Annotated in this window: 28 protein-coding genes; all 28 read left to right on the forward strand. The window is 39.1% G+C overall.

Annotated features, from left to right (window positions below; all coding sequences use genetic code 11):
- The first annotated feature begins 83 nt into the window (after window positions 1-83).
- The 28 genes from LIZ08_RS04805 to LIZ08_RS04940 all read left to right on the forward strand — a co-directional run bounded on the left by LIZ08_RS04805 (window position 84) and on the right by LIZ08_RS04940 (window position 22,189).
- Entirely contained in the window at window positions 84-725 is a 642-nt protein-coding gene (locus LIZ08_RS04805; protein ID WP_227038385.1) for a hypothetical protein, read from the forward strand.
- 16 nt (window positions 726-741) lie between these two features.
- On the forward strand, window positions 742-1,368 hold the full coding sequence (eutD, locus tag LIZ08_RS04810) for an ethanolamine utilization phosphate acetyltransferase EutD (protein WP_227038386.1): 627 nt from the start codon (window positions 742-744) through the stop codon (window positions 1,366-1,368).
- Window positions 1,369-1,394: 26 nt separating this feature from the next.
- On the forward strand, window positions 1,395-2,036 hold the full coding sequence (locus LIZ08_RS04815; protein WP_227038387.1) for an ethanolamine utilization protein: 642 nt from the start codon (window positions 1,395-1,397) through the stop codon (window positions 2,034-2,036).
- Window positions 2,037-2,047: 11 nt separating this feature from the next.
- Window positions 2,048-2,326, forward strand: coding sequence for a EutN/CcmL family microcompartment protein (locus LIZ08_RS04820; protein ID WP_049516021.1), 279 nt, complete (start codon window positions 2,048-2,050; stop codon window positions 2,324-2,326).
- Between the two features lie 16 nt (window positions 2,327-2,342).
- On the forward strand, window positions 2,343-3,437 hold the full coding sequence (locus LIZ08_RS04825; RefSeq protein ID WP_227038388.1) for an ethanolamine utilization protein EutH: 1,095 nt from the start codon (window positions 2,343-2,345) through the stop codon (window positions 3,435-3,437).
- Window positions 3,438-3,453: 16 nt separating this feature from the next.
- Entirely contained in the window at window positions 3,454-3,900 is a 447-nt protein-coding gene (locus LIZ08_RS04830; protein WP_003006908.1) for a cupin domain-containing protein, read from the forward strand.
- Window positions 3,901-4,133: 233 nt separating this feature from the next.
- Window positions 4,134-5,495 (forward strand): cobyrinate a,c-diamide synthase, encoded by a 1,362-nt coding sequence (locus LIZ08_RS04835; protein ID WP_227038389.1) that lies wholly within the window; start codon window positions 4,134-4,136, stop codon window positions 5,493-5,495.
- A complete protein-coding gene (gene cbiB, locus LIZ08_RS04840; protein ID WP_227038390.1) occupies window positions 5,492-6,439 on the forward strand; it encodes an adenosylcobinamide-phosphate synthase CbiB in 948 nt (315 codons plus the stop codon). The genes LIZ08_RS04835 and cbiB overlap by 4 nt, the downstream gene beginning before the upstream one ends.
- Window positions 6,440-6,452: 13 nt before the next feature.
- Entirely contained in the window at window positions 6,453-7,145 is a 693-nt protein-coding gene (locus tag LIZ08_RS04845) for a cobalt-precorrin-8 methylmutase (RefSeq protein ID WP_227038391.1), read from the forward strand.
- A 7-nt stretch (window positions 7,146-7,152) separates the two neighbouring features.
- Window positions 7,153-7,830 carry a cobalt-precorrin-8 methylmutase gene (locus LIZ08_RS04850; RefSeq protein WP_227038392.1) on the forward strand — a complete coding sequence of 226 codons (678 nt, stop codon included), beginning with the start codon at window positions 7,153-7,155 and terminating at the stop codon, window positions 7,828-7,830.
- Between the two features lie 22 nt (window positions 7,831-7,852).
- Entirely contained in the window at window positions 7,853-8,977 is a 1,125-nt protein-coding gene (gene cbiD / locus LIZ08_RS04855) for a cobalt-precorrin-5B (C(1))-methyltransferase CbiD (protein ID WP_227038393.1), read from the forward strand.
- Window positions 8,968-9,594 carry a cobalt-precorrin-7 (C(5))-methyltransferase gene (locus LIZ08_RS04860; RefSeq protein WP_227038394.1) on the forward strand — a complete coding sequence of 209 codons (627 nt, stop codon included), beginning with the start codon at window positions 8,968-8,970 and terminating at the stop codon, window positions 9,592-9,594. Before cbiD ends, LIZ08_RS04860 begins: the two co-directional genes overlap by 10 nt.
- A complete protein-coding gene (locus LIZ08_RS04865) occupies window positions 9,572-10,135 on the forward strand; it encodes a decarboxylating cobalt-precorrin-6B (C(15))-methyltransferase (protein ID WP_227038395.1) in 564 nt (187 codons plus the stop codon). Before LIZ08_RS04860 ends, LIZ08_RS04865 begins: the two co-directional genes overlap by 23 nt.
- A 4-nt stretch (window positions 10,136-10,139) precedes the next feature.
- On the forward strand, window positions 10,140-10,913 hold the full coding sequence (locus LIZ08_RS04870; RefSeq protein WP_227038396.1) for a cobalt-precorrin-4 methyltransferase: 774 nt from the start codon (window positions 10,140-10,142) through the stop codon (window positions 10,911-10,913).
- Window positions 10,903-11,961, forward strand: a complete 1,059-nt coding sequence (locus tag LIZ08_RS04875) for a cobalt-precorrin 5A hydrolase (protein ID WP_227038397.1) — start codon at window positions 10,903-10,905, stop codon at window positions 11,959-11,961. The genes LIZ08_RS04870 and LIZ08_RS04875 overlap by 11 nt, the downstream gene beginning before the upstream one ends.
- Before the next feature lie 25 nt (window positions 11,962-11,986).
- Entirely contained in the window at window positions 11,987-12,712 is a 726-nt protein-coding gene (cobJ, locus tag LIZ08_RS04880) for a precorrin-3B C(17)-methyltransferase (protein WP_155169095.1), read from the forward strand.
- Entirely contained in the window at window positions 12,709-13,470 is a 762-nt protein-coding gene (gene cobK, locus LIZ08_RS04885; protein ID WP_227038398.1) for a precorrin-6A reductase, read from the forward strand. The genes cobJ and cobK overlap by 4 nt, the downstream gene beginning before the upstream one ends.
- Window positions 13,467-14,927, forward strand: a complete 1,461-nt coding sequence (cobA, locus tag LIZ08_RS04890) for a uroporphyrinogen-III C-methyltransferase (RefSeq protein ID WP_227038399.1) — start codon at window positions 13,467-13,469, stop codon at window positions 14,925-14,927. The genes cobK and cobA overlap by 4 nt, the downstream gene beginning before the upstream one ends.
- Entirely contained in the window at window positions 14,920-15,687 is a 768-nt protein-coding gene (locus LIZ08_RS04895) for a sirohydrochlorin cobaltochelatase (RefSeq protein WP_227038400.1), read from the forward strand. The genes cobA and LIZ08_RS04895 overlap by 8 nt, the downstream gene beginning before the upstream one ends.
- A 10-nt stretch (window positions 15,688-15,697) precedes the next feature.
- Complete coding sequence (locus tag LIZ08_RS04900; protein WP_227038401.1) at window positions 15,698-16,402, forward strand: cobalt-factor II C(20)-methyltransferase; 705 nt, start codon at window positions 15,698-15,700, stop codon at window positions 16,400-16,402.
- 18 nt (window positions 16,403-16,420) lie between these two features.
- Window positions 16,421-17,149, forward strand: coding sequence for an energy-coupling factor ABC transporter permease (locus LIZ08_RS04905; protein WP_049472705.1), 729 nt, complete (start codon window positions 16,421-16,423; stop codon window positions 17,147-17,149).
- Window positions 17,146-17,430, forward strand: a complete 285-nt coding sequence (locus tag LIZ08_RS04910; RefSeq protein WP_049472704.1) for an energy-coupling factor ABC transporter substrate-binding protein — start codon at window positions 17,146-17,148, stop codon at window positions 17,428-17,430. Before LIZ08_RS04905 ends, LIZ08_RS04910 begins: the two co-directional genes overlap by 4 nt.
- 139 nt (window positions 17,431-17,569) lie before the next feature.
- Entirely contained in the window at window positions 17,570-18,298 is a 729-nt protein-coding gene (locus LIZ08_RS04915; RefSeq protein ID WP_049472705.1) for an energy-coupling factor ABC transporter permease, read from the forward strand.
- Entirely contained in the window at window positions 18,295-18,579 is a 285-nt protein-coding gene (locus LIZ08_RS04920; RefSeq protein WP_227038402.1) for an energy-coupling factor ABC transporter substrate-binding protein, read from the forward strand. Before LIZ08_RS04915 ends, LIZ08_RS04920 begins: the two co-directional genes overlap by 4 nt.
- A gap of 33 nt (window positions 18,580-18,612) precedes the next feature.
- Entirely contained in the window at window positions 18,613-19,302 is a 690-nt protein-coding gene (locus LIZ08_RS04925; RefSeq protein WP_049472703.1) for a CbiQ family ECF transporter T component, read from the forward strand.
- Window positions 19,303-19,305: 3 nt separating this feature from the next.
- Window positions 19,306-20,121 carry an energy-coupling factor ABC transporter ATP-binding protein gene (locus tag LIZ08_RS04930; RefSeq protein ID WP_227038403.1) on the forward strand — a complete coding sequence of 272 codons (816 nt, stop codon included), beginning with the start codon at window positions 19,306-19,308 and terminating at the stop codon, window positions 20,119-20,121.
- Window positions 20,106-21,605 (forward strand): cobyric acid synthase, encoded by a 1,500-nt coding sequence (locus LIZ08_RS04935; RefSeq protein ID WP_227038404.1) that lies wholly within the window; start codon window positions 20,106-20,108, stop codon window positions 21,603-21,605. The genes LIZ08_RS04930 and LIZ08_RS04935 overlap by 16 nt, the downstream gene beginning before the upstream one ends.
- Window positions 21,605-22,189, forward strand: coding sequence for a cob(I)yrinic acid a,c-diamide adenosyltransferase (locus LIZ08_RS04940; RefSeq protein WP_049474854.1), 585 nt, complete (start codon window positions 21,605-21,607; stop codon window positions 22,187-22,189). The genes LIZ08_RS04935 and LIZ08_RS04940 overlap by 1 nt, the downstream gene beginning before the upstream one ends.

Consider the following 22,189-nt stretch of genomic DNA (forward strand, 5'->3'; position numbering starts at 1 on the left):
TTAATAGCTGTACGAGGTTGGGAAGTTGAATCTCAACCTCGTTGTATCCCTGTGGTTAATTTGTGGTAGAAGGATGTGAATGCATGACAGTTTATACTGAATCACGAATTAGAAAGCTAATAAAAGATGGCAAGATCAGTGAGCAAAATATCTTAAAACTTTCGAATGATGATAAATTGACTCCAGCTGCAAGAGGTTTTTTGCATGATCGCCATATTCAAGTAGCTTATGCTGATTCGCCAAATAAAACTCAAACAGAGATTAGTAAACCATTTCATATGACTGTTTCGTCTCTAGAAGAGTCTGCTGTGTATCCACTACTTTTCAAGCTAACGAAACTATATACGTATTTTCTAAAATGCCAAAAAGAACTCCATCTTGCTTATTTAGATGAAAAAGTTGATCAATTGGGAAATCTACTTCAAATAGTAGAAAAGATGGTCGGCTGTTATATTGAAGAGGATATCTCATTTTATAACCCAAATCTTGGGACAAATGAAGATTTACAGTCCATTCGAGTCATTAAACAGTTGGATCAAGGAAGTGTAAGAGTTGATTTCAAATGTGAGAATTGGAAACTTTCTTGCTATGAGTTATATCTTGAAATTGTAAACATCCGAAAGGAATTGACCTTAGTATCGTCTAACAATCAAGATGTTTATGCAGATAAACTAATCACATTATTGAAATCAATTGAAGTTTTAGTGTGGCTTATTTTAGAATAGAATGTGGAGAATAACAATGTCATTTGAAAATATAATTGATAAAGTTATTGATAGGATTCAAAATGAACTAGACAGCTCCTTTGAAGTGGAAGCTAGTGGTCGACATGTGCATTTAAGTCGAAAAGAATTGGATGCTTTGTTCGGAACTGGTTATGAATTGACTAAGGCGAAAGATTTATCTCAACCTGGTCAGTATGCCTCAAAAGAACGTTTGACTGTAGTGGGTCCAAAAGGAGCTTTTCATAATGTCGTTATTTTGGGACCTGTTAGAAAAGAGTCTCAAGTAGAGGTATCACTTACAGACTGTTTACAATTAGGAGTAAAAGCTCCTATTCGTGAGAGCGGTGATATTGAAGGTACTCCAGGTATTGTATTGGTGAATGGAGATAAATCAGTTTCCTTGGATAAAGGGTTGATTGTAGCAAAACGCCATGTTCATATGACACCTGAAGATGCAGAAAAACTGGGTGTGAAAAATCATGATATTGTTAAAGTGAAGGTAGAAGGTGCAAGACCATTAATCTTTGACGATGTTGTGATTCGTGTCAGTCCTAAATTTGCAACTTATATGCATATTGATTACGATGAAGCCAATGCTTGTGGCTTTAGTAAAGGAATCCGTGGTCGGATTATTAAAGACTAGTATTGGTTGTTGGAGGTGGGTCAAAAATGGAGAATCTAGATAAGATCGTAGATTTGATTACAGACCGTTTAATGGATAAAATACAGGTTGAAACTCATAAGGCCTCAGTATTTGTTATCGGGGCATTTGATACTCCGGATATCTTGGATAGAGAGGGCTATCAAGTTGTAAAAAATTCAAGTAGTGCTGACATCATTCTAGTAGAATCAATTGGTTTTGATGCGATGCTTCGGATAGCTTCTTTGTGTCCACTTACAGAAGATGAGGCAGTGGTGATTAAGAGTCTCTTAAAAGGAAAGAAAGTTTTGGTTCTAAATGAATTATTTGATTTCCATCAATTTAAACAGACCTCTAAAGCACTATTGTTCCAAGATCTTCAAGAACAGTACGAAAAACTGATCAGATATGGTGTTCAATTCTACAAAAAAGAAGAATTGGTATCCATCCTTGAAGAAAGTACTGGTGGAGAAAACAATAAGCCTGCCCATGATGTGCCAAAAAACAGCTCAACACCTAAAACGGTTGAGAAGGTTGGCTTGCTAACTGAAAAAAAATTAATTGAAATGAATCTATCTGATAATGATAGCATTCGTCTTAAAAAAGGAATGATTGTGACAGCGCTTGCGAAAGATTATTTAAAACGTCACAATATTAATATTGAAGAATAAGGAGCAACGAGATGTTTGTTGGGAAAGTGAAAGGAAGTCTGTGGGCTACAAGGAAAGATGAAAAACTTAATGGATTAAAGTTTTTAGTGGTCGAGCGACAACTGAATGACCATCAAACAGATCCTGCTTTAGTGATTGCTGCAGACTGTATTGGTGCTGGTGAAGGTGACCAAGTATTGGTTACTACAGGAAGTTCAGCTCGAGTGAGCTTGAATAGACAGGATATTCCAGTAGATATGGTTATTGTTGGGATCATAGATAAAGTTGAATATCAACTGGATGATTATTGAAAGTAGGGAAGAATTTATGAGTATAAATGAAATTATCATTTACATTATGGTTCTCTTTATGCTTGTTGGTGCAATTGATAGATGTATCGGCGGGAAATTGGGCCTGAGTAAGCAGTTTGAAGAGGGGATTATGGCTATGGGAGCGCTGGCGCTTTCTATGGCAGGGATTATGGTTGTGGCTCCTTTGTTAGCTGATTTGTTAAAACCTATTATTGTACCTCTTTATGGTTTGGTTGGTGCGGATCCTTCGATTTTTGCAACAACATTTATCGCGAATGATATGGGCGGAGCACCTTTAGCCTTGAGCTTAGCCCAAGATAAAGCTGTTGGTGATTTTGCTGCCTACGTTTTAGGTTCTATGATGGGACCAACGATCGTATTCACGATCCCTGTTGCCTTAGGAATTATCGAAAAATCAGATCGTCCTTACTTGGCTCGTGGTATTTTGTACGGTTTGGTAACCGTGCCTGTTGGATGTTTAGTTGGTGGATTACTTGTTCCAGGTTTGTCTTTTGGTACTTTATTAATCAACTTGATCCCTATTGTCATCGTTTCTGCCCTTATTTTCCTAGGTTTGCTTCTTATTCCAAATGGAATGATTAAAGGATTTGAGATCTTTGGTCAAATCATTGTTGTGATCGCAACCTTAGGTTTGGCGTTTGGTGCAGCACAACTCTTGACTGGCAATAAATGGTTGCTTGAACTTTATCCAAAAGGTGCAGAAATTCTTCAAGAAGCATTTGTCGTTGTTGGTTCAATCGCTGTAACCTTGGCTGGTGCTTTTGGTTTAGTAGCAGTCTTTACCAAAGTTGCTAATAAACCACTTTCAGCAATCGGTAAATCATTGGGAATGAACGAAGTTGGAGCTGCTGGTTTGGTTGCTTCTTTGGCAAACAACATTGCCATGTTCCAAATGTTAAAAGATATGGATAACCGTGGTAAAATCTTGAATATTGCCTTTGCTGTATCTGCTTCATTCGTTATTGGGGACCACTTAGGATTTACTGCTGGACAATCTCCTAAGATGATTGTTCCAATGATGATTGGTAAGTTTGTTGGTGGGGTTACTGCCGTATTACTTGCCTACTTCTTGACTAAGAAAGAAGCCTAATTGGAGGTATTGGTAAATGGATTATAATCGTACAGATATTGAATCTTTAGTTCGCAAAATTCTTCTAGAAGAATTGGCAGGTAAAGGTTCTGCTAAACGTGTTAGTAAAGCTGGTGTAGCCTCTATTTCACTACCAAGCTTAGATGTTCGTCCTGAAGATCGTTTGGACACAGGAAATCCTGAACATCAAGTCTATACACGTGATCTTTTGACTCTTGAAGAAAGTCCTCGACTTGGCTTAGGTTTGATGACAATGGATAAGACAACATTCCCTTGGCATTTAGACTATGATGAAGTTGACTATGTGATCGAAGGTCGTTTGGATGTTATCTCTGGTGATGAAGTGATGAGTGCTGGTCCAGGTGAAATCATCTTTATTCCAAAGGGAAGCGATATTCAATTCTCTGTTAAAGATAAAGCACGCTTTATTTATGTGACTTATCCAGCAGATTGGCAAGGATAATGAACTTTTATATACAATAGTTTATAAGGAGCACCATAAGTGTGCTCTTTTTGATTGCGTTTTCAATTTTTCATTGACAAATGCTATAATTTATATTAGAATAAAGACATCTTTAGTGTTTAAGAATGAAGAGAGCACAACGAGGTGCTTAGTCATTTAATAAAGCAACGGAGCTACAAAAAATACACTATTTTTTGTAGCTCTATTTTTTTCAAGAGATAGGGGTTTTTAGGATGAAGCAGTTTATGTTAGCTGGTGTATCTAGTGGTGTTGGAAAAACTACCGTAACACTGGCTGTATTAAGAGCTTTAACAGATATGGGGTACAATGTTCAGCCGTATAAAATTGGTCCTGATTATATTGATACTTCTTACCATAGTCGTATTACGAAGAACTCATCTCGGAATCTAGATAATTTTTTAATTCCTGATACGGATTATCTGAAGTGGTCTTATTATCGTTGGCATCAAAATTCTGATGTCGCAGTGGTAGAAGGGGTGATGGGACTCTATGATGGATTAGGAACAGATAAAGATTGTGCCTCTTCTGCATCTGTTGCCAAACAGCTCAATCTACCTGTCGTTTTAATTATTGATGGGAAATCAACTTCAACTTCAGCGGCAGCAATTGTACATGGCTTTTCTTCATTTGATCCAGCGGTAGATATTGTTGGTGTCATTGTCAATCGAGTGGCTTCGGAAACCCATTATCAGCTGATTAAGGGAGCGATTGAGCGCTACACTGATATAGAAGTCCTGGGGTATTTTCCAAAAAATGTTCAGGTTGAACTACCTTCAAGGCATTTGGGATTGATTCCGGATGTGGAGATGGATGATCTTGAAGAAAAGTTTGCTATTCTTGGAGAGCAGGCTAAAAAAACCATTCAGTTTGAGCGCCTATTGGAGAAAGTTGATAGAGAATCAGTTGAACTTTCTTCTCCATTCAAGCTTGAGAATTCTACCCCATTAACCATTGCTTATGCACTGGATGATGCCTTTCATTTTTATTACGAAGATAATCTGGATTTATTAAGAAGTGCTAATGTCGAGCTCATTCCATTTAGTCCCTTAAAAGATGAACGCTTACCGGAAGCTAATGCCTATTATTTTGGTGGGGGCTATCCGGAGTTGTTTGCAAAAGAATTGTCTGACAATCGTTCCTTTAGAGAATCCGTTCTAGAAGCTCATCAAAAGGGAATCCCCATCTATGCTGAATGCGGAGGATTGATGTATCTTGGGAAAAATCTTGAGATAGAAGATCACGTCTACGAAATGGTTGGTATCTTTGATGGGACTAGTGTGATGACGAACGGGCTAAAACGTTTTGGCTATTGTTTTGCAATTACCAATGAAGATTCTTTATTTGGTCCGTCTGGTACGGAAATTCGAGGTCATGAGTTCCATCATTCCATTTTCAATACTTCTGAAAAAACAGTTTTAGATCTTAGAAAAGAAAGAGATGGAGAAGTGGTTTCGAATTGGACAGGGGGATATCAGAAAGGGAAAACCTTTGCCAGTTACCTCCATGTTCATTTATATCAGAATGAGCAACTCCTAAATAGTTGGATCGATTATATACTGGAGTCTAAAAAATGATAGTTATTGCACTCTTTATTGCTCTTCTAATTGATTGGTTGATTGGAGATCCCTATTCATGGCCACACCCGGTCAAACTAATTGGAAATTTCATTTATGCTTGTTTGCGGATGGAAAACTTAAAAACGAGATATCCATTTCTGTTCGGAATCTTCCTTTGGATAAGCACCGTTTCTTTGACAGTTTCTATCACGTATGGAATCTTGTGGGGGGCTAGTCAGCTTCACCCGATTCTTTATTGGATTTTGTGGACTTATTTAGCTTACACCTGTTTGGCAACTCGCTCTCTTGCTTTTGAAGCTCTGAAAGTATACAAAGCCATTCAGTCTGGTTCCATTGAGAAGGCAAGGTATCAAGTGGGAATGATCGTAGGGAGAGAAACAGATCAGCTTACCATACCTGAAATTTGTAATGCGACCATTGAAACCGTCGCAGAAAATGCAAGTGATGGAGTGATCGGCCCCTTATTGTGCTTATTTATTGGCGGTCCCGTACTAGCAATGGGATACAAAGCTATTAATACGCTAGATTCAATGGTCGGTTATAAAACAGCCAAATACCGTAAGATTGGTTATGTTTCGGCTAAAATAGATGATTTGGTCAATCTCATTCCTGCCCGTTTGACTTGGTTGTTTATGATGGCAAGTGCCAGAATCCTGCAATTGGATTTCGTAAATGCCATAAAAATCGGTTGGAGAGATCGCTATCAACACGCGAGTCCTAATAGCGCTTTCCCTGAATCGGTCGTGGCAGGTGCCCTGGGGATTCAATTAGGTGGAGCTCATATCTATCATGGTGAGTTGATTACAAAACCAACTATTGGTGATCCTACAAGAAGTGTAGAGCCAGATGATATTTTAACATCCATTTCTATGCTCTATATGACAACGACGATTTCAGCTTTCGTTTTGTCAATTATTTATCTCATCGTTGTAATTTATTAAAAGAGGAGTATGTATGTCCTATATTAAAAACCCTTCCTCAATCGAGGAAAAAAGTTTCCAGATCATTCAATCTGTGATCGATCAGGATCATCCAGGTTATGAATTCCATGAAGATATGGAAGAAGCCATTATTAAACGCGCCATTCATACCACGGGTGATTTTGACTATCTCTATACCATGAGGTTTATCAACCATGTCAATGAACGAATTGTTGACGTGATTCAAAAAAAGGGGACTATCATTGTTGATTCCAGCATTTCCTTAAATGGGATCAATAAACGAGTTCTAGATCAAATGGGCGTTTCCTACCGTTGCTTAATTAACGATGAAGATGTCATCCAACTTGCTAAGGAAAAAAATATTACGAGAGCCATGGCAGCTGTTGAAAAAGCAACTGAGATAGAAGGACCTAAAGTATTTGCTTTTGGAGGAGCACCTACAGCTTTGTTCCACCTCCTTGATTTAATCAAAGAGAAAAATGTTAAGGTAGATGCCATTATCGGTGTTCCCGTTGGGTTTATCAATGTCCTAGAATCTAAGGAAGCATTATTAGCGACTGATTTGCCTGTTATGGTAAATGAAGGGCGTAAGGGGGGAAGCACCCTTGTCGTAGCGATTATTAATGCGATTATTTATCAAATGCAAACGATTGTGACCGATGACTATGTCCGTTATTCTACAGCTTTAAATGATAAAAAAGGATAAGGTATTTATGAGTTATATAAAAGTATCAAATCAGATTGAAGAAGCTAGTTTTAAAAAAATTCAAGAAATTATTGATCAAGAACATCCAGATATTGTTTTTGATAATCCCTTTCATGAAGCGGTTTGGAAACGAGTAGTTTTTGCGAGTGCGGACTTTGATTACCTTTACAATATTAAATTTTCAAATGATGCTATCGACCATATTTTAGATGTTATTAAAAATAAAGGAACTATTTTCACCGATACGACCATGGTTCTAGGTGGTTTCAATAAAAGAATCCTTGATGAGCTTGGTGTAGCCTACAGATGCTTGGTTAATGAACCAGCGATCTTTGAAGAAGCCAAGGCAAAAGGGATTACTCGTTCTATGGCTGCAGTAGAACATGCAGCTAATGAATTAGGACCAAAATTATTTGTGTTTGGAAATGCACCAACTTCTATCTTTAAAGTCTTAGATATGGTAGAAGAAGGGACATTAGTCCCTGATGCTGTTATTGGCGTTCCAGTTGGCTTTGTAGGAGCTGCAGAATCAAAACAAAAATTACATGAGAGTTCCATTCCTTCCATCGTTGCATTGGGAAGTAAAGGTGGAAGTACGATTGCAGCAGCAGTAGTGAATGCGATCCTCTACCAATACAAACAAGAAATGGATGATTACCAACGCTTCGTAGTCCCAAATAATTAAGTAGTGAAGGAAATGGAACAATATGGATGAGTACTCATATGTTAATGGCAAGAAATTAAGAAAAGGGTTTACTACAGGTACTTGTGCAACTGCAGCAACTGCAGCGGCTATTAGTATGATTTTAAATCAAGATATCGAAGAAAAAGTTACCGTTTCTACAGCAAATGGAGTCGAAGTAACGATGGATATCAAAAATCCTTCTTTTGGTGAACTGACTGCTAGTGCCGCTGTCGAAAAGGATGGTGGGGATGATGCAGATGCAACGCACGGTCTCCTTATTTATTCGACTGTCACTCTCTTACCTGACTCAACTGAAATTATCATTGATGGTGGGGAAGGAGTTGGTCGAGTAACTCAAAAAGGACTGAAATGTGATGTTGGAATGGCAGCAATCAACCCAACCCCTCGAGCGATGATTGAAAAAACAGCCCGTCAATTGTTGGGGCCAGACTGCGGAGCCGAAATTATCATTTCAGTTCCTGGGGGCGAAGAAACAGCCAAGTTAACCTATAATTCTCGATTGGGAATTGTAGGAGGGATCTCCATTTTAGGGACGACAGGAATTGTTAACCCAATGTCTGAGGATAGTTGGAAAGCTTCGATTACGATTGAGTTAACCATGTTGTATAATCAAGGCTATCGTTCAGTTGTTTTAGCTCCGGGGAATTACGGCGAGGATTTTGCAACCAATGTGCTGGGGATTCCACCTCATCGAATTGTGAACATGAGTAACTTTGTTGGGCATGTCCTTAAAGAAGTCCAGCGGATTGGCTTTACTCGCGTCCTGATGGTTGGACATATGGGTAAATTTGTCAAGGTCGCTGGTGGGATTTTCTCAACTCACAGTAAAGATTCAGATGCGCGAATGGAAATCATTATGGCCAATCTAGCCTTGCTGGGGGCTCCAGTTGAACTTCTTGAAAAAGTGGATCAATGCATTACAACAGATGCAGCTGGAACTCTGATTGAGGAATATCATTATGAGGAAGTTTATCAGGTCTTGGTTGACAAAATGAAGTTCCGTTCGGAACGCTTGCTTAGAAACCGGAAGCCGGAAGTGAGCATTGATGTAGTAACCTTTGGGACAGAAGCTGGGTATCTGGCTTCAACCCAAACATTAGAAGAAATAGCGGAGGAATGGACGTGATCTATGTGATTGGAATTGGGCCAGGCGCCCCTTCCTATGGCCTTTTAGGGAGTGAAGAAATATATGAAAAGGCAGACTATATTTTAGGAAGTGAACGGCATTTGGAAATTCTCCCAGCTGCCTACCAGTCAAAAGGTGTTGTACCTCCGAAAAAGCTTTCAGAATTAGCTCAATTAATAGAGTCTTATCCGGAAGAATCGACCATCCTTTATTTGGCTTCAGGGGACCCCTTGATTTATGGGTTGGGAAAATGGTTATCTGAGAAATTTAAAGGGCGCGTGCTCATTCAGCCAGGAATTTCGTCTTTCCAGTATTTGGCTAGCAAGGTATCTTTGCCTATGAATGAAGCTTACTTGACAAGTAGTCACGCAAAAATTCCTAATTTTGATTTCATCCTTTCTTTACCAAAAGTATTTATGGTAACCGATAAAAAAATTGGTCCCTATGAAATTGCTCAAGAAGTTAAAAAACGAGGCTTGAAAAAAGTCTTAGTCATCGGTGAAAATCTTAGTTATGAAGATGAAAACATCGAAATTTTAGCAGAAGATCAAGTTGTCGATCGACAATATGAAATGAATGTGGTGGTGATTTTAGATGAAGGATTCGGCATTTATTAGGGCAAAGGTCCCAATGACAAAAGAAGAGGTCAGGGCTATCAGTATTGATAAATTGGACCTACACAAGGCAAAGAGAATGCTGGATGTTGGCTCTGGTACAGGCAGTGTAACCATTCAAGCAGCTGTATCTTTTCCAAATTTGGAAGTCGTTGCCATTGAGCAAAATGAAGACGCAGTTGCACTGACACAGGAAAATATTGATTACTTTGGCTGTCAAAATATTACTCTGATAAAAGGAAAAGCCCCTGTTGACCTAGATGGACAGTTTGATGCTATTTTTGTGGGTGGAACCGGTGGCAATATGGCAGAAATCTTTGAGTGGTGTGAAAGTTTGTTGGTACCTGGAGGACGATTTGTTCTAAACTTTATCCTCTTGGAAAATGCGATGGAAGCTATTCAACTTGCTGAAAAATTGGAATGGCAAGATTTAGACGTCGTATCCATCCAAGCGAGCAGATGGTCTGCTTTGGGCAAGGGTCACTATTTTAAACAGCAAAACCCAACGATCATTGTCTCAGCTGTAAAACCAGAAAGGAATTAAACATATGTCAATTGTACATTTTGTCGGTGCAGGACCAGGTGATGTGGAACTCATTACCTTAAAAGGGTATCGCAGACTTTCCGAAGCGGATGTAGTTATTTATGCGGGTTCTCTCGTGAATCCAGATCTTCTTCAATATTGTAAGGAAGGTGCGGAGATTCATGACAGCGCGTCTATGCATTTGATGGAAATTATCGATGTCATGGAAGAAGCAGTGAAAGCTGGAAAAGATGTTGTTCGCTTGCAGACAGGGGATTTCTCTATCTATGGTTCTATTCGTGAGCAAACAGAAGAGATGAAGAAGAGAGGAATTGAATTTGACTGTATTCCTGGAGTGAGCTCTTTCTTAGGTGCAGCTTCAAGTATTGGAACAGAATATACAGTTCCAGAGGTCTCTCAAAGTGTCATTATCACTCGCATGGCTGGACGTACTCCGGTTCCTGAGCGCGAATCCCTCCGAAGCTATGCTCAGCACAGAACCTCTATGGCCATTTTCTTATCTGTACAGGGGATTGAAAAAGTGGTGGCTGAATTGGTTGAGGGTGGCTATCCAATAGAAACACCTGTCGCAGTAATCTATAAGGCAACATGGCCAGATGAACGCAAGGTCTTTGGGACATTGGAGACCATTGCAGCCAAGGTCAAAGAAGCTAAAATTAGAAAAACCGCCTTGATTTTAGTCGGAGATTTCTTGGGTGAAGAGTTTTACTACTCTAAGCTCTATCACAAAGATTTCCACCATGAATTCCGTAAAGGATTGAGTTCGCATGCTAAATGATTCCCCTCGTTACGCCATTGTGGCGGTTACTAACAATGCAAAAGAATTAGGACTAGAGCTCAAGGAAAAACTTGGGATTGATTGTCCAGTCTATACCACTGTGAAAATTGCTGACTCTCGAACGGTACCGATTGAAGGACGTGTCATTGAGGGGCTCAGGAAAGTTTTCCAAGAAGTTGATGTCTTAATTTGTATCATGGCGATTGGTGCGGTTGTCAGAGGCATTGCTCCCGTTATTAAAGACAAAACAACAGATCCTGCTGTGATCGTTATGGATGAAAAAGCCAATCATGTGATTAGTTTATTGAGTGGTCACTTAGGTGGGGCCAATCAAGTGACACTTAAAATCGCTGAATTATTAGATTCAAATCCAGTGATCACGACTGCGACAGATACACAAAATGTTGTAGCCTTGGATAATATTGCTAAAGAAGTAAATGGGTGGCGGGAAGAATTGCGTCACTTAGTGAAAGTATTTAATTCTTATTTAGCCAATAAGGACTGTGTCTATTTTTATCAAGAAAAGCCTTGGGTTTCTGACCTGAGAGGGCTAACAATCATTGAAGAAAATCAGATTCAGGAAGTCCTTGCGAATAAGAGCCCATTTATTTGGTTGACCTCTCAAGCAGTTGAGGTTGACGAAGAAGTGGTAGCCCTGATTCATCCAAAACCCTATGTTTTAGGAGTTGGGGCAAAGAAGGATCTTCCACCTTCCACTTTTATGGAATCTTTTCATGCCTTTTGTGAACAGGAGGGAATCTCCGGTTCAGAAATTGCAAAAATTGCTAGTATTGATGTCAAAAAAAATGAACAGGCGATACTAGCATTAGCCCAAGACCTAGATTGTCCGTTTGTCACTTATTCTAAGGAAGAATTACAAGTTGTGGCTGATAAATATCCGCAATCGGAATTTGTTAAGAAGACTGTTGGGGTCGGAAGTGTGGCGCTTGCTAGCGCTGATCTTGCAAGTAAAGGAAATGTGCTGACCAAACGGTTTGCACAAAACGGTGCGACATTCGCACTTGGTAAATTAGTTAACAATTATTAAATATTAGATTTAAGGAGAAATACATATGTTATACGTTATTGGACTTGGCCCAGGTAAAGAAGAATTGATGTCTCAAGAAGCATTGGAAGCTATTAAAGATTGTGAAATTATTGTAGGGTATTCTACCTACATGCGTTTGATCAAAGATCTTGTAAAAGATAAAGAAATGGTTGCGACTGGCATGCGTCATGAGATTGAACGCTGTCAAAAAGCCATTGACCTAGCTCATGAAACTGGAAAAAATGTCGGTGTTGTTTCTAGTGGTGACGCAGGTGTTTACGGAATGGCTGGTTTGATTCTTGAATTGTTGGAAGAAAACGATACTCTTGAAGTAAAAGTTGTACCTGGAATTACAGCAAGCTTGGGAGCCGCTGCAGTGATGGGAGCACCTTTGATGAATGACTTCTGTCATATTTCACTTAGTGACTTGATGACTCCTTGGGAAATGATTGAAAAACGTCTTCATGCAGCAGCACAAGGGGACTTTGTAGTTTGTCTTTACAATCCAAGAAGTAAAGGTCGTCCAGAGCACTTGTCAAGAGCACTCGAAATTATGTCTGAATACAAATCCAAAGATACGATTGTCGGAATCGGTAAGGATATCGGACGTAAGGACGAAGAAATTATTTTGACGACGATTGAAGACTTAGATGAAACTCTTGTAGATATGACAACGATTGTAATTGTCGGAAACAAAGAAACTTATGTGAAAAATGGACGCATGATCACACCTCGAGGATACACACTATGATGAAACTGCTTTTCGGTGGAACTGCTGAAAGTACGGAAGTCCTTGAATTTCTTTCACAAAAAAATATTCCTGTCACGACATCTGTTGTTTCGGATTATGGACGTCATTTAGCTTCTAAATTTGGACAAGATGTCGTTCAAGGAAGAATGACTGCTCAAGATATGGTTGATTTCATCAAACAAAATGAAGTTGACGAAATTATTGATGCTTCCCATCCATTTGCTGACATTGTTTCTCAGGAAGCAATGAAAGCAGCAAATCTGGCTGGCATCCCTTATGTGCGCTTCGAAAGACAACCTACCAATGATTTATCTGGAGCAACGGTTGTTCATTCGACAGAAGAAGCTATTGAATACATCAAAGAGAAGCAGTACAAAACGGTCTACTTAGGGACAGGAAGTAAAACTTTGCCTTTATTCGTACATGGTTTGCCTGACTCTCGCATTGTAGTTCGAGTTCTTCCGACTTCAGAAGTCCTTAAGGGCTGTGAAGAGTTAGGACTTGTTCCGGATCAAATTGATGCCATCAAAGCCCCTTTCTCTAAAGAATGCAATAAAGAATTATTAGCACGTTCGAAAGCGGAAGTGTTTGTTTCTAAAGAAAGTGGAAATATTGGCGGTATTCGAGAAAAGATTGAAGGGTGCCAAGAACTAGGAATGGATTGTGTGATTATTTCACGGCCAATCGTTCATTATCCTAAAGTGGTTTCAACTATTGAAGAATTAGAAGCCTATTTGAAGAAAGAGGTGACAGAATGAGTGGCTTTGTTAGCCTAGTAGGTGCGGGTCCGGGTGATGAGGAATTAATCTCTGTAAAAGGAGCTCGTAGACTAGAGGAGGCAGATGTTCTGATCTATGATCGTTTAGTGAATCCCATGCTTCTAACTTACACAAATGCAAATTGTGAAAAGATCTATGTAGGAAAAATTCCTAATCAACCTTGTGTTTCTCAAGAAAAAATTGAAAAAGTCCTGGTTGAAAAAGCCAAAGAAGGGAAAAAAGTTGTTCGTCTAAAAAGTGGCGACCCCTATATCTTTGGTAGAGGAGGAGAAGAAGCACAAACTCTCATCCAGGAAGGAATTCCATTTGAAGTAGTTCCTGGGATCACCTCTGCGATTGCTGGCCTTGCTTATGCCGGCATTCCCATGACTTTTAGAAATATCGCAACTAGCTTTCATGTCTTCACTGGGCATTTACAAGATGCCAGTGAAGCACTAAATTGGGACGCTATTTCCCATCTAAAGGGAACCCTAGTCTTTCTAATGGGAATGAAAAACTTACAGACTATCTGTGAAGAATTGATGGTTCGTGGTTACGATAAGGAAACTCCGGTTGCGATTATCGAATGGGCTACTCATCCTCAACAACGCTCGATCGATGGAAAATTAGAGACCATTGTTGAACTGGCTGAAAAACACCAGATGAAAGCTCCAAGTTTGATTGTGATTGGGGACGTCGTTGCTTTCCGTGAGGAATTAAACTACCATGAAAAACTTCCTTTATTTGGTCGAACTATTTTGGTTCAAGAAACGCCAAATGCTAAACTTCCCAAACTGTTGAAGGATGCTGGGGCGACAGTTTACGCTTTTCAGTCTCCAAGTAAATTGCTTGCAAAAGAATTGTCACTACCTGAACTCTCTAGCATTGACGGGGCATTGATCACTGATCCTAGCTCTTGGAAATTCTTTGTTGCTTATTTGCAAGATAAAGAGTTAGATATTCGTAGTTTCAGTCATCTGAAGATTGTAGCAAGTGGACATCATACCATCAAGACTATTAAAGAAGCAGGTATTCGTTTGTATGATCAGATCAACGATTTTGCAGAAGAGAATTTTGTGAAAAGAATGGCTGATCAAGAAGGAAACTGGATCGTCCTCACTTCAGATATTAAGGAAAAAGCAGTAGCAGAAGTTTTTGACTTCCCGATCTACTCAACTCATTCAGTAGATTTTGAAAGTGAATCGTTTGCCTATCATTCAGAGGATATTCAGCTTGTTTGTTTACCAAATTCTGCTGCGGCCTACCACTTTGTTTTGATGGCCGAAAAATCTCAAGAGAATTGGAGAGAGAAACCCATTATCATTATGGGAGACAATACTAGATCTGTCTTGGAAAAAGCAGGCTATCATCACTTGATTGAATCAGAAGAGAAGACCTTAAAATCTGTTTGTAAAGCTTGCCAAACTTTTTTTAGAAGGGAAAGTGAAAATGAGTAAAGCGATTATAGTTGTTAGTTTCGGGACGACCTATCCTGAAACACGTAAGAAAACCATTCAAGCCTGTGAAGAGGCCATCCAAAAACGATTCCCTGATTTTCAAGTGCATCGTGCCTTCACTTCGAATGTTGTCATTAAGAGAATTAAGGAAAATGAAGGAATCACAGTTCCAACAGTTAATCAACTTTTGGAACAATTGAAAAAGGATGGTGTAAAGGAAGTATACATTCAACCGCTTCATGTTATTCTAGGAAGTGAGTATGAAAAAGTCCTTCATCAAGCCAACCAATTGAAACATGAGTTTGACATTTTAAAAATTGGGAAACCGTTACTCTTTAGTGAAGAGGATTATGAACGGGTTGGAGATATTCTTGTTGAAGAATACGGTCAATATGATGCGCACGAAGCAACCATTTTGATGGGACATGGTAGTCAGCATTATGCCTTTACAGCTTATGCTGCATTAGACCACATGCTGATGGACACACCGGTTTATATCGGGTGTGTGGAATCTTATCCACCAGTAGAGGACCTTGAAAAACGGCTGGAAGCTAAGGGCATTAAAAAAGTACATCTTGCTCCATTTATGTTGGTTGCAGGAGATCATGCAACAAATGATTTGTGTTCGGATGAAGAAGGCTCATGGAAACACTTTTTCACAGAAAAAGGCTATCAAGTGGAAACACACTTGATTGGACTTGGGGAATACCCAAGTGTTCAAGAACTTTATGTTCAACACTTAGAACAAATCATCCAATAGGAGGACCATCATGGCAACATTTTACGGAATTGGGATTGGTCCAGGTGATAGTGAGCTCGTTACCGTTAAAGCAAAGAATATCCTGAATAAATTAGATATCTTGTATACGCCAGAAGCCAAACGTGGTGCTAAAAGTGTGGCTTTGACGATTGCGAGTCCCTATGTCAGTGATCACTTAGAAATTAAACAACGTCATTTTCCGATGGTTCGTTCGCTAGAAAAGAAAGAACCTCAGTGGGAACAAATTGCTGCTGAAGTGGTGGAAGATGTGAAGGCTGGGAAAAATGTTGGTTTTATCACGCTTGGAGATCCAATGGTCTACAGTACCTATAGTTACCTGTTGAGATTAATTGGAGATAGCATCGATGCCCAAACAATTCCTGGAATTACCTCATTTGGTAGTATGGCTTCTGTCTTAGGCCAACCTTTAACCATGGATGAGGAGTCCTTTGCAGTGGTACCTGCTACAGCAGAGGCTGATAAGATTGACCAAGCCTTGGCAATTCATGATACTGTCGTCATTATGAAGGTAGCTAGACACTTGGATGTCGTTCTTCCTTTATTGGAAAAACACAACTTGATTGAAAAAACATTTTTAGTGAGTCATGCTTCTACTGAGAAGCAAAAGATTCTGTACGGAGTATCAGAATTAACTGTTGATGACAAATTAGATTATTTTACAACCCTATTGGTTAAGAAACATCCATTAGGGTAAAGAAAAAGGAGTGCAATTATGAAAAAAAGTAAAAAAATGCTAGCAATTGCTTTATTAGTATTGCTATTCATCTTTAGACCTCAACCTGTTTCAGCTATGCACATTATGGAAGGCTATCTCCCATTGGTATGGTGTATCGTTTGGTTCTTACTATTTTTACCATTCTTCATCTTCGGTTTGATCAAGATTAAGAAGATTGTTTCAAAAGATCCAAATTCAAAAACTATGTTGGCCTTGTCAGGTGCCTTCATCTTTATCTTATCTTCATTGAAAATCCCTTCCGTAACTGGATCTAGCTCTCACCCAACTGGTGTAGGTTTGGGAACTGCTATGTTTGGGCCATCTGTTATTAGTGTCTTAGGAACCATTTGTTTGTTGTTCCAAGCTCTTCTTTTAGCCCACGGTGGTTTGACAACACTTGGTGCCAATGCCTTTTCAATGGCTGTAGTTGGTCCATTTGTTGGATTTGCAGTTTACAAATTCAGCCGTTCTTTGAAACTATCTAAACCAGTCTCACTCTTCTTGTGTGCGATGATTGCTGACTTGGCAACTTATGCAACAACTTCCCTTCAACTTGGCCTGGTTTTCCCAGATCCAACTACAGGAGTATTCGGATCTACCATTAAGTTCTTGGGAGTCTTTCTCATTACACAAATTCCAATTGCGATTGTAGAAGGACTACTTACAGTAATCTTCTATAACTTGATTTCAGAAAATGCTAGTGAAAGAGAGGGTCTATTCCTATGAAAAAGCATAAGAATCTTTTGTTGTTAGCAGCTATTGTTGTGATTATTGTCGGTGCTTTCTTATTTGCTCCTAAAGGAGTAGAATATAGTGGTACGGATGATGCCGCAGAAAATGCTATTTCGACTATTCAAAAGGACTATAAACCTTGGTTTTCACCATTGTTTGAACCACCAGGATCAGAAGTAGAGAGCTTACTCTTTACCCTACAAGGTAGTATCGGTGCAGGAATTATCTTCTATGTCATCGGCTACCAGAGAGGGAAGAAGCATCAAGATAAATAAAGCTGGTGTAGGAGGAAATCCTATTTAATATATGATGTCTGGTTTTCCTCCTCTATTTCTCTATTACTGTTCTAGATTTTATTTTACAACCCTATTGGTTAAGAAACATCCATTAGGGTAAAGAAAAAGGAGTGCAATTATGAAAAAAAGTAAAAAAATGCTAGCAATTGCTTTATTAGTATTGCTATTCATCTTTAGACCTCAACCTGTTTCAGCTATGCACATTATGGAAGGCTATCTCCCATTGGTATGGTGTATCGTTTGGTTCTTACTATTTTTACCATTCTTCATCTTCGGTTTGATCAAGATTAAGAAGATTGTTTCAAAAGATCCAAATTCAAAAACTATGTTGGCCTTGTCAGGTGCCTTCATCTTTATCTTATCTTCATTGAAAATCCCTTCCGTAACTGGATCCAGCTCTCACCCAACTGGTGTAGGTTTGGGAACTGCTATGTTTGGGCCATCAGTTATTAGTGTGTTAGGAACCATTTGTTTGTTGTTCCAAGCTCTTCTTTTAGCTCACGGTGGTTTGACAACACTTGGTGCTAATGCCTTCTCAATGGCTGTAGTTGGTCCATTTGTTGGATTTGCAGTTTACAAATTCAGCCGTTCTTTGAAACTATCTAAACCAGTCTCACTCTTCTTGTGTGCGATGATTGCTGACTTGGCAACTTATGCAACAACTTCCCTTCAACTTGGCCTGGTTTTCCCAGATCCAACTACAGGAGTATTCGGATCTACCATTAAGTTCTTGGGAGTCTTTCTCATTACACAAATTCCAATTGCGATTGTAGAAGGACTACTTACAGTAATCTTCTATAACTTGATTTCAGAAAATGCTAGTGAAAGAGAGGGTCTATTCCTATGAAAAAACATAAGAATCTTTTGTTATTAGCAGCTATTGTTGTGATTATTATCGGTGCTTTCTTATTTGCCCCTAAAGGAGTAGAATATAGTGGTACAGATGATGCGGCTGAAAATGCAATTTCAACCATTCAGAAAGACTACAAACCATGGTTTTCACCATTGTTTGAACCACCAGGATCAGAAGTAGAGAGCTTACTCTTTACCCTACAAGGTAGCATCGGTGCAGGGATCATCTTCTATGTCATTGGCTACCAAAGAGGGAAGAAGCATCAAGATAAATAAATATTTCATTTAGCATTTGTATGGGAGGAAACTATGTTTGTAATTGATCGCTACGCTTATAATAATCGATGGACTGATGTTCCAGAATTAAATAAATTCATTCTATTTATTATATTAATGGTAATTTCATTTTCTGGTTTTCTTCCCTTACAAATACTGTTAATTGTTATTATGATTCCCTTAACTTGTTATATTGCTAAACTTCCAGTTTTAAAATACTTGAGTTGGTTTCGTTATCCTTCTATTTTCATTTTATTAAGTATGGCTACTTTTGTTATTAGTTACGGTGAAAATAGTCATCAATTTTTAATGGCGATACCAGTTGGAAGTCATGGCTATTTAGGAGTTTTTCATTCTTCTGCCAAACAAGTTGGACCAATTGTTATGAGAATTTATTGTTCTTTAATTTCAACCTATTTTATGGCTTTAACCATTCCTTTTAACCAAATGATGAAACTCTGTAAAAGACTTCATTTGCCGGATATCCTAATGGAATTAATCGTACTGATGTATCGTTTTATCTTTTTAGTATTAATCGAATTTTTAACCATTCGAGATACCTTAGATTTGAAGTTTTCATTTGTTAATAAGAAAAAATCCTATCTAGGCTGGGGAAGATTAGCCAATACCTTGTTTGTTAAATTATTAGCGGATAACCAGCGCTTAAATGATGTCTTAACCTTGAAATTTGCGCAAGCTAAAGAACTCGATGAGGAGGAATAAAATATGTTGAAATTAGAGAATATTACAGTTTTATTTGATGATTTAAAAGCCTTAGACCATGTGAATATGGAGTTCATGGAAGGTAAAATTACTGGGATCATTGGTACCAATGGTTCAGGAAAATCTACTTTGATGAAGGTGATGACCAAACTGCTTAAACCCCAAGAAGGGAGTGTTTATTTAGATCAGCAGCTCATTCAAGACAAAAAGAAGGATTTATTTGCCTATCGACAAGAAGTCAATATGGTGTTTCAAAATCCGGAACAACAACTATTTTATACCATTGCAAAAGATGACATCGGCATGGCTTTAGAGAATTTGGGGTATCCGGAAGAAGAGTGCGAAAAACGAGTCCAAGAAGCCATTGAACTGATGGACATCGAAGAGTTGCAGGATCGGCCGGTGCAATATTTGAGTTACGGCCAAAAGAAAAAAGTAGCCATTGCGGGAATGTTAGCGCTCAAACCACGTTTTCTATTATTAGACGAGCCGACCGCAGGCCTGGATCCTAAAGGGCGGGACCAAATGGCCATGATTATGAAAAAATTAGTTTCCAATGGAACCAGCATTATTGTTACCAGCCACGACATGGATCTCATGTATGACTGTTGTGACTATGCCTACCTCATTAAAAAAGGCCAGATTATGACCCAAGGGACAAAATATGAAGTGTTCCAGGAAGAAAAGTTGTTGTTGGATGCTGGACTTTCTGTCCCATGGGTTGTCAAACTTCATCAGGCAATCCAGACGCCCCTCGTTGAAAATGAAGAGATTCTATTTGAGCAGTTGAAAGAAGGATATCTATGGCAAAATCGTTAATGATTCAGGGAACAGCTTCAGATGCTGGCAAAAGTTTAATTGCCGCGGGTTTGTGTCGTATTTTAAAACAAGATGGTTACACGGTTGTTCCCTTTAAATCTCAAAATATGGCCTTGAACTCCTTTATCACCAAAAAAGGATTTGAGATGGGGCGAGCACAGGTGGTGCAAGCAGAAGCAGCTGGCATTGATCCAGATGTCCGTATGAATCCTGTCCTACTGAAACCAACTTCGGATCGTAAATCCCAAGTTGTTTTTATGGGCAAAGTCCTTAAAGATATGGATGCGGTGGATTATCATGAATTTAAGCAGGAGTTACTGCCTAAAATCAAAGAAGTCTATCAAGAACTAGACCAGGAATACGATGCAATTATCCTAGAAGGTGCGGGTAGTCCAGCGGAAATTAACTTAAACGAACGGGATATCGTCAATATGGGAATGGCGCGTTTGGTCGATGCGCCTGTCATTTTAGTAGCGGATATTGACAAAGGAGGAGTTTTTGCCTCTATTTATGGGACAATTGAACTAATGCCACAAGAAGATCGTAAGCGCATCAAAGGGGTTTTGATCAACAAATTTAGGGGGGATGTAGCCCTGCTTCAATCAGGTATTGATATGATTGAAGAGCTCACTCAAGTACCGGTATTGGGAGTTGTCCCATATGCAGACATTGACATTGATAGCGAAGATAGTGTAGCTTTAGGCAATAAGGGACGCACCTTTAATCAGGAAAAAGATCTTGATGTGGCCATTATTACCTTGAAACGGATCTCTAACTTCACCGATTTTCATAGTTTGGAAATTCAACCGGACGTTTCGGTCCGTTATGTCATGCCAGGTGATGAGATTGGGAATCCGGATCTTCTGATTTTGCCTGGAAGTAAGAATACGATTGAAGATATGCAAGTCTTACAAAATGCTGGGATTGTCGAGAAAATCCAGCAGTGTGCTGATCGAGGTATTCGCATTTTTGGCATTTGTGGAGGTTTCCAGTTATTAGGCAAGACGATTTCTGATCCTAATCATGTCGAGTCTGAATTGGATGAAATTGAAGGGCTAGGGCTGCTGGATATCGCAACGCAGATGCAGGGAACAAAACGGACAACTCAAGTACAGGCAGAACACGAAGGTCAAATTCTGGAAGGTTACGAAATCCATATGGGGGAAACAGAGATATCAGATAGCTTGACACCATTTTCTCGTATTATTCTTCAAAATGGTGAGGAAACAAGCAGATATGATGGAGCTGTTTCACCAGACAAACGAATTCAAGGGACCTATCTCCATGGTGTCTTTGATAATTCTCAATGGACTCGCGATTATTTGAATCAAATTCGAATTGAAAAAGGCTTGGAACCCGTAACGGATCAAGTTATGGATCTGAAAGAATTTAAAGATCTACAATATGATAAACTCGCAGCAGTCATTCGTGATTCTGTCGATATGAAGAAGATTTACCAGATTATGAACGGAGAAGAGCTTTAATGAGAATTTACACAAAGTATGGGGATAAAGGTTTTACCCGTCTATATGGCGGTGATCGTGTGTCTAAAACACATATTCGTGTGGAAGCATACGGGACCATGGATGAATTGTGCTCTCAAGTTGGCTACCTAGTATCTGAAATGAAGGAATACAAGGAATTGGATGATATCAGAGAGGAATGTGAAGAGATTCAACAACACTTATTTGATTGTGGAAGCGACCTTGCCACTCCTAGAGAATTAAGACCTTATAAGCAAAAAGAATCCGATATTACCTTCCTAGAAGAAAAAATGGATGCTTATATGCACATTCCTGAAAAAATTGATCGTTTCATTATTCCTGGTGGACATCGAATTGCGAGTCTCTTTCATGTAGCTCGTACTATGACACGACGGTTAGAGAGAAGAATGGTCGCTGTGATTGAAGCAGATGAAACAGTTAACGAAGTTGGACTGATTTATATTAATCGCTTGTCAGATTACTTTTTCGTGGCGGCCCGTTTGGTCAACCATCGTTTAGATGTCAAAGATACAGTCTATAAACGAAGCGCTAAGATTTTTAGAGAAAGAAAAGAGGAGAAATAG

Origin of the sequence: Streptococcus sp. 210928-DFI.4.42 (assembly GCF_020554365.1) — a bacterium.
Classification (GTDB): domain Bacteria; phylum Bacillota; class Bacilli; order Lactobacillales; family Streptococcaceae; genus Streptococcus; species Streptococcus parasanguinis_S.

Excerpts from the sequence above, each read along its gene's own strand:
- LIZ08_RS04870 (WP_227038396.1), top strand. The coding sequence starts at position 10,140 with ATGTCAATTGTACATTTTGTCGGTGCAGGACCAGGTGATGTGGAACTC.
- LIZ08_RS04930 (WP_227038403.1), top strand. The coding sequence starts at position 19,306 with ATGTTGAAATTAGAGAATATTACAGTTTTATTTGATGATTTAAAAGCC.
- cbiB (WP_227038390.1), top strand. The coding sequence starts at position 5,492 with ATGATAGTTATTGCACTCTTTATTGCTCTTCTAATTGATTGGTTGATT.
- LIZ08_RS04905 (WP_049472705.1), top strand. The coding sequence starts at position 16,421 with ATGAAAAAAAGTAAAAAAATGCTAGCAATTGCTTTATTAGTATTGCTA.
- LIZ08_RS04845 (WP_227038391.1), top strand. The coding sequence starts at position 6,453 with ATGTCCTATATTAAAAACCCTTCCTCAATCGAGGAAAAAAGTTTCCAG.
- LIZ08_RS04915 (WP_049472705.1), top strand. The coding sequence starts at position 17,570 with ATGAAAAAAAGTAAAAAAATGCTAGCAATTGCTTTATTAGTATTGCTA.
- LIZ08_RS04925 (WP_049472703.1), top strand. The coding sequence starts at position 18,613 with ATGTTTGTAATTGATCGCTACGCTTATAATAATCGATGGACTGATGTT.
- LIZ08_RS04900 (WP_227038401.1), top strand. The coding sequence starts at position 15,698 with ATGGCAACATTTTACGGAATTGGGATTGGTCCAGGTGATAGTGAGCTC.
- LIZ08_RS04805 (WP_227038385.1), top strand. The coding sequence starts at position 84 with ATGACAGTTTATACTGAATCACGAATTAGAAAGCTAATAAAAGATGGC.
- LIZ08_RS04865 (WP_227038395.1), top strand. The coding sequence starts at position 9,572 with ATGAAGGATTCGGCATTTATTAGGGCAAAGGTCCCAATGACAAAAGAA.
- LIZ08_RS04920 (WP_227038402.1), top strand. The coding sequence starts at position 18,295 with ATGAAAAAACATAAGAATCTTTTGTTATTAGCAGCTATTGTTGTGATT.
- LIZ08_RS04875 (WP_227038397.1), top strand. The coding sequence starts at position 10,903 with ATGCTAAATGATTCCCCTCGTTACGCCATTGTGGCGGTTACTAACAAT.
- LIZ08_RS04860 (WP_227038394.1), top strand. The coding sequence starts at position 8,968 with ATGGACGTGATCTATGTGATTGGAATTGGGCCAGGCGCCCCTTCCTAT.
- LIZ08_RS04830 (WP_003006908.1), top strand. The coding sequence starts at position 3,454 with ATGGATTATAATCGTACAGATATTGAATCTTTAGTTCGCAAAATTCTT.
- LIZ08_RS04895 (WP_227038400.1), top strand. The coding sequence starts at position 14,920 with ATGAGTAAAGCGATTATAGTTGTTAGTTTCGGGACGACCTATCCTGAA.
- LIZ08_RS04850 (WP_227038392.1), top strand. The coding sequence starts at position 7,153 with ATGAGTTATATAAAAGTATCAAATCAGATTGAAGAAGCTAGTTTTAAA.
- LIZ08_RS04935 (WP_227038404.1), top strand. The coding sequence starts at position 20,106 with ATGGCAAAATCGTTAATGATTCAGGGAACAGCTTCAGATGCTGGCAAA.
- LIZ08_RS04835 (WP_227038389.1), top strand. The coding sequence starts at position 4,134 with ATGAAGCAGTTTATGTTAGCTGGTGTATCTAGTGGTGTTGGAAAAACT.
- LIZ08_RS04820 (WP_049516021.1), top strand. The coding sequence starts at position 2,048 with ATGTTTGTTGGGAAAGTGAAAGGAAGTCTGTGGGCTACAAGGAAAGAT.
- LIZ08_RS04910 (WP_049472704.1), top strand. The coding sequence starts at position 17,146 with ATGAAAAAGCATAAGAATCTTTTGTTGTTAGCAGCTATTGTTGTGATT.
- LIZ08_RS04825 (WP_227038388.1), top strand. The coding sequence starts at position 2,343 with ATGAGTATAAATGAAATTATCATTTACATTATGGTTCTCTTTATGCTT.
- LIZ08_RS04815 (WP_227038387.1), top strand. The coding sequence starts at position 1,395 with ATGGAGAATCTAGATAAGATCGTAGATTTGATTACAGACCGTTTAATG.
- cbiD (WP_227038393.1), top strand. The coding sequence starts at position 7,853 with ATGGATGAGTACTCATATGTTAATGGCAAGAAATTAAGAAAAGGGTTT.
- cobJ (WP_155169095.1), top strand. The coding sequence starts at position 11,987 with ATGTTATACGTTATTGGACTTGGCCCAGGTAAAGAAGAATTGATGTCT.
- cobK (WP_227038398.1), top strand. The coding sequence starts at position 12,709 with ATGATGAAACTGCTTTTCGGTGGAACTGCTGAAAGTACGGAAGTCCTT.
- cobA (WP_227038399.1), top strand. The coding sequence starts at position 13,467 with ATGAGTGGCTTTGTTAGCCTAGTAGGTGCGGGTCCGGGTGATGAGGAA.
- LIZ08_RS04940 (WP_049474854.1), top strand. The coding sequence starts at position 21,605 with ATGAGAATTTACACAAAGTATGGGGATAAAGGTTTTACCCGTCTATAT.
- eutD (WP_227038386.1), top strand. The coding sequence starts at position 742 with ATGTCATTTGAAAATATAATTGATAAAGTTATTGATAGGATTCAAAAT.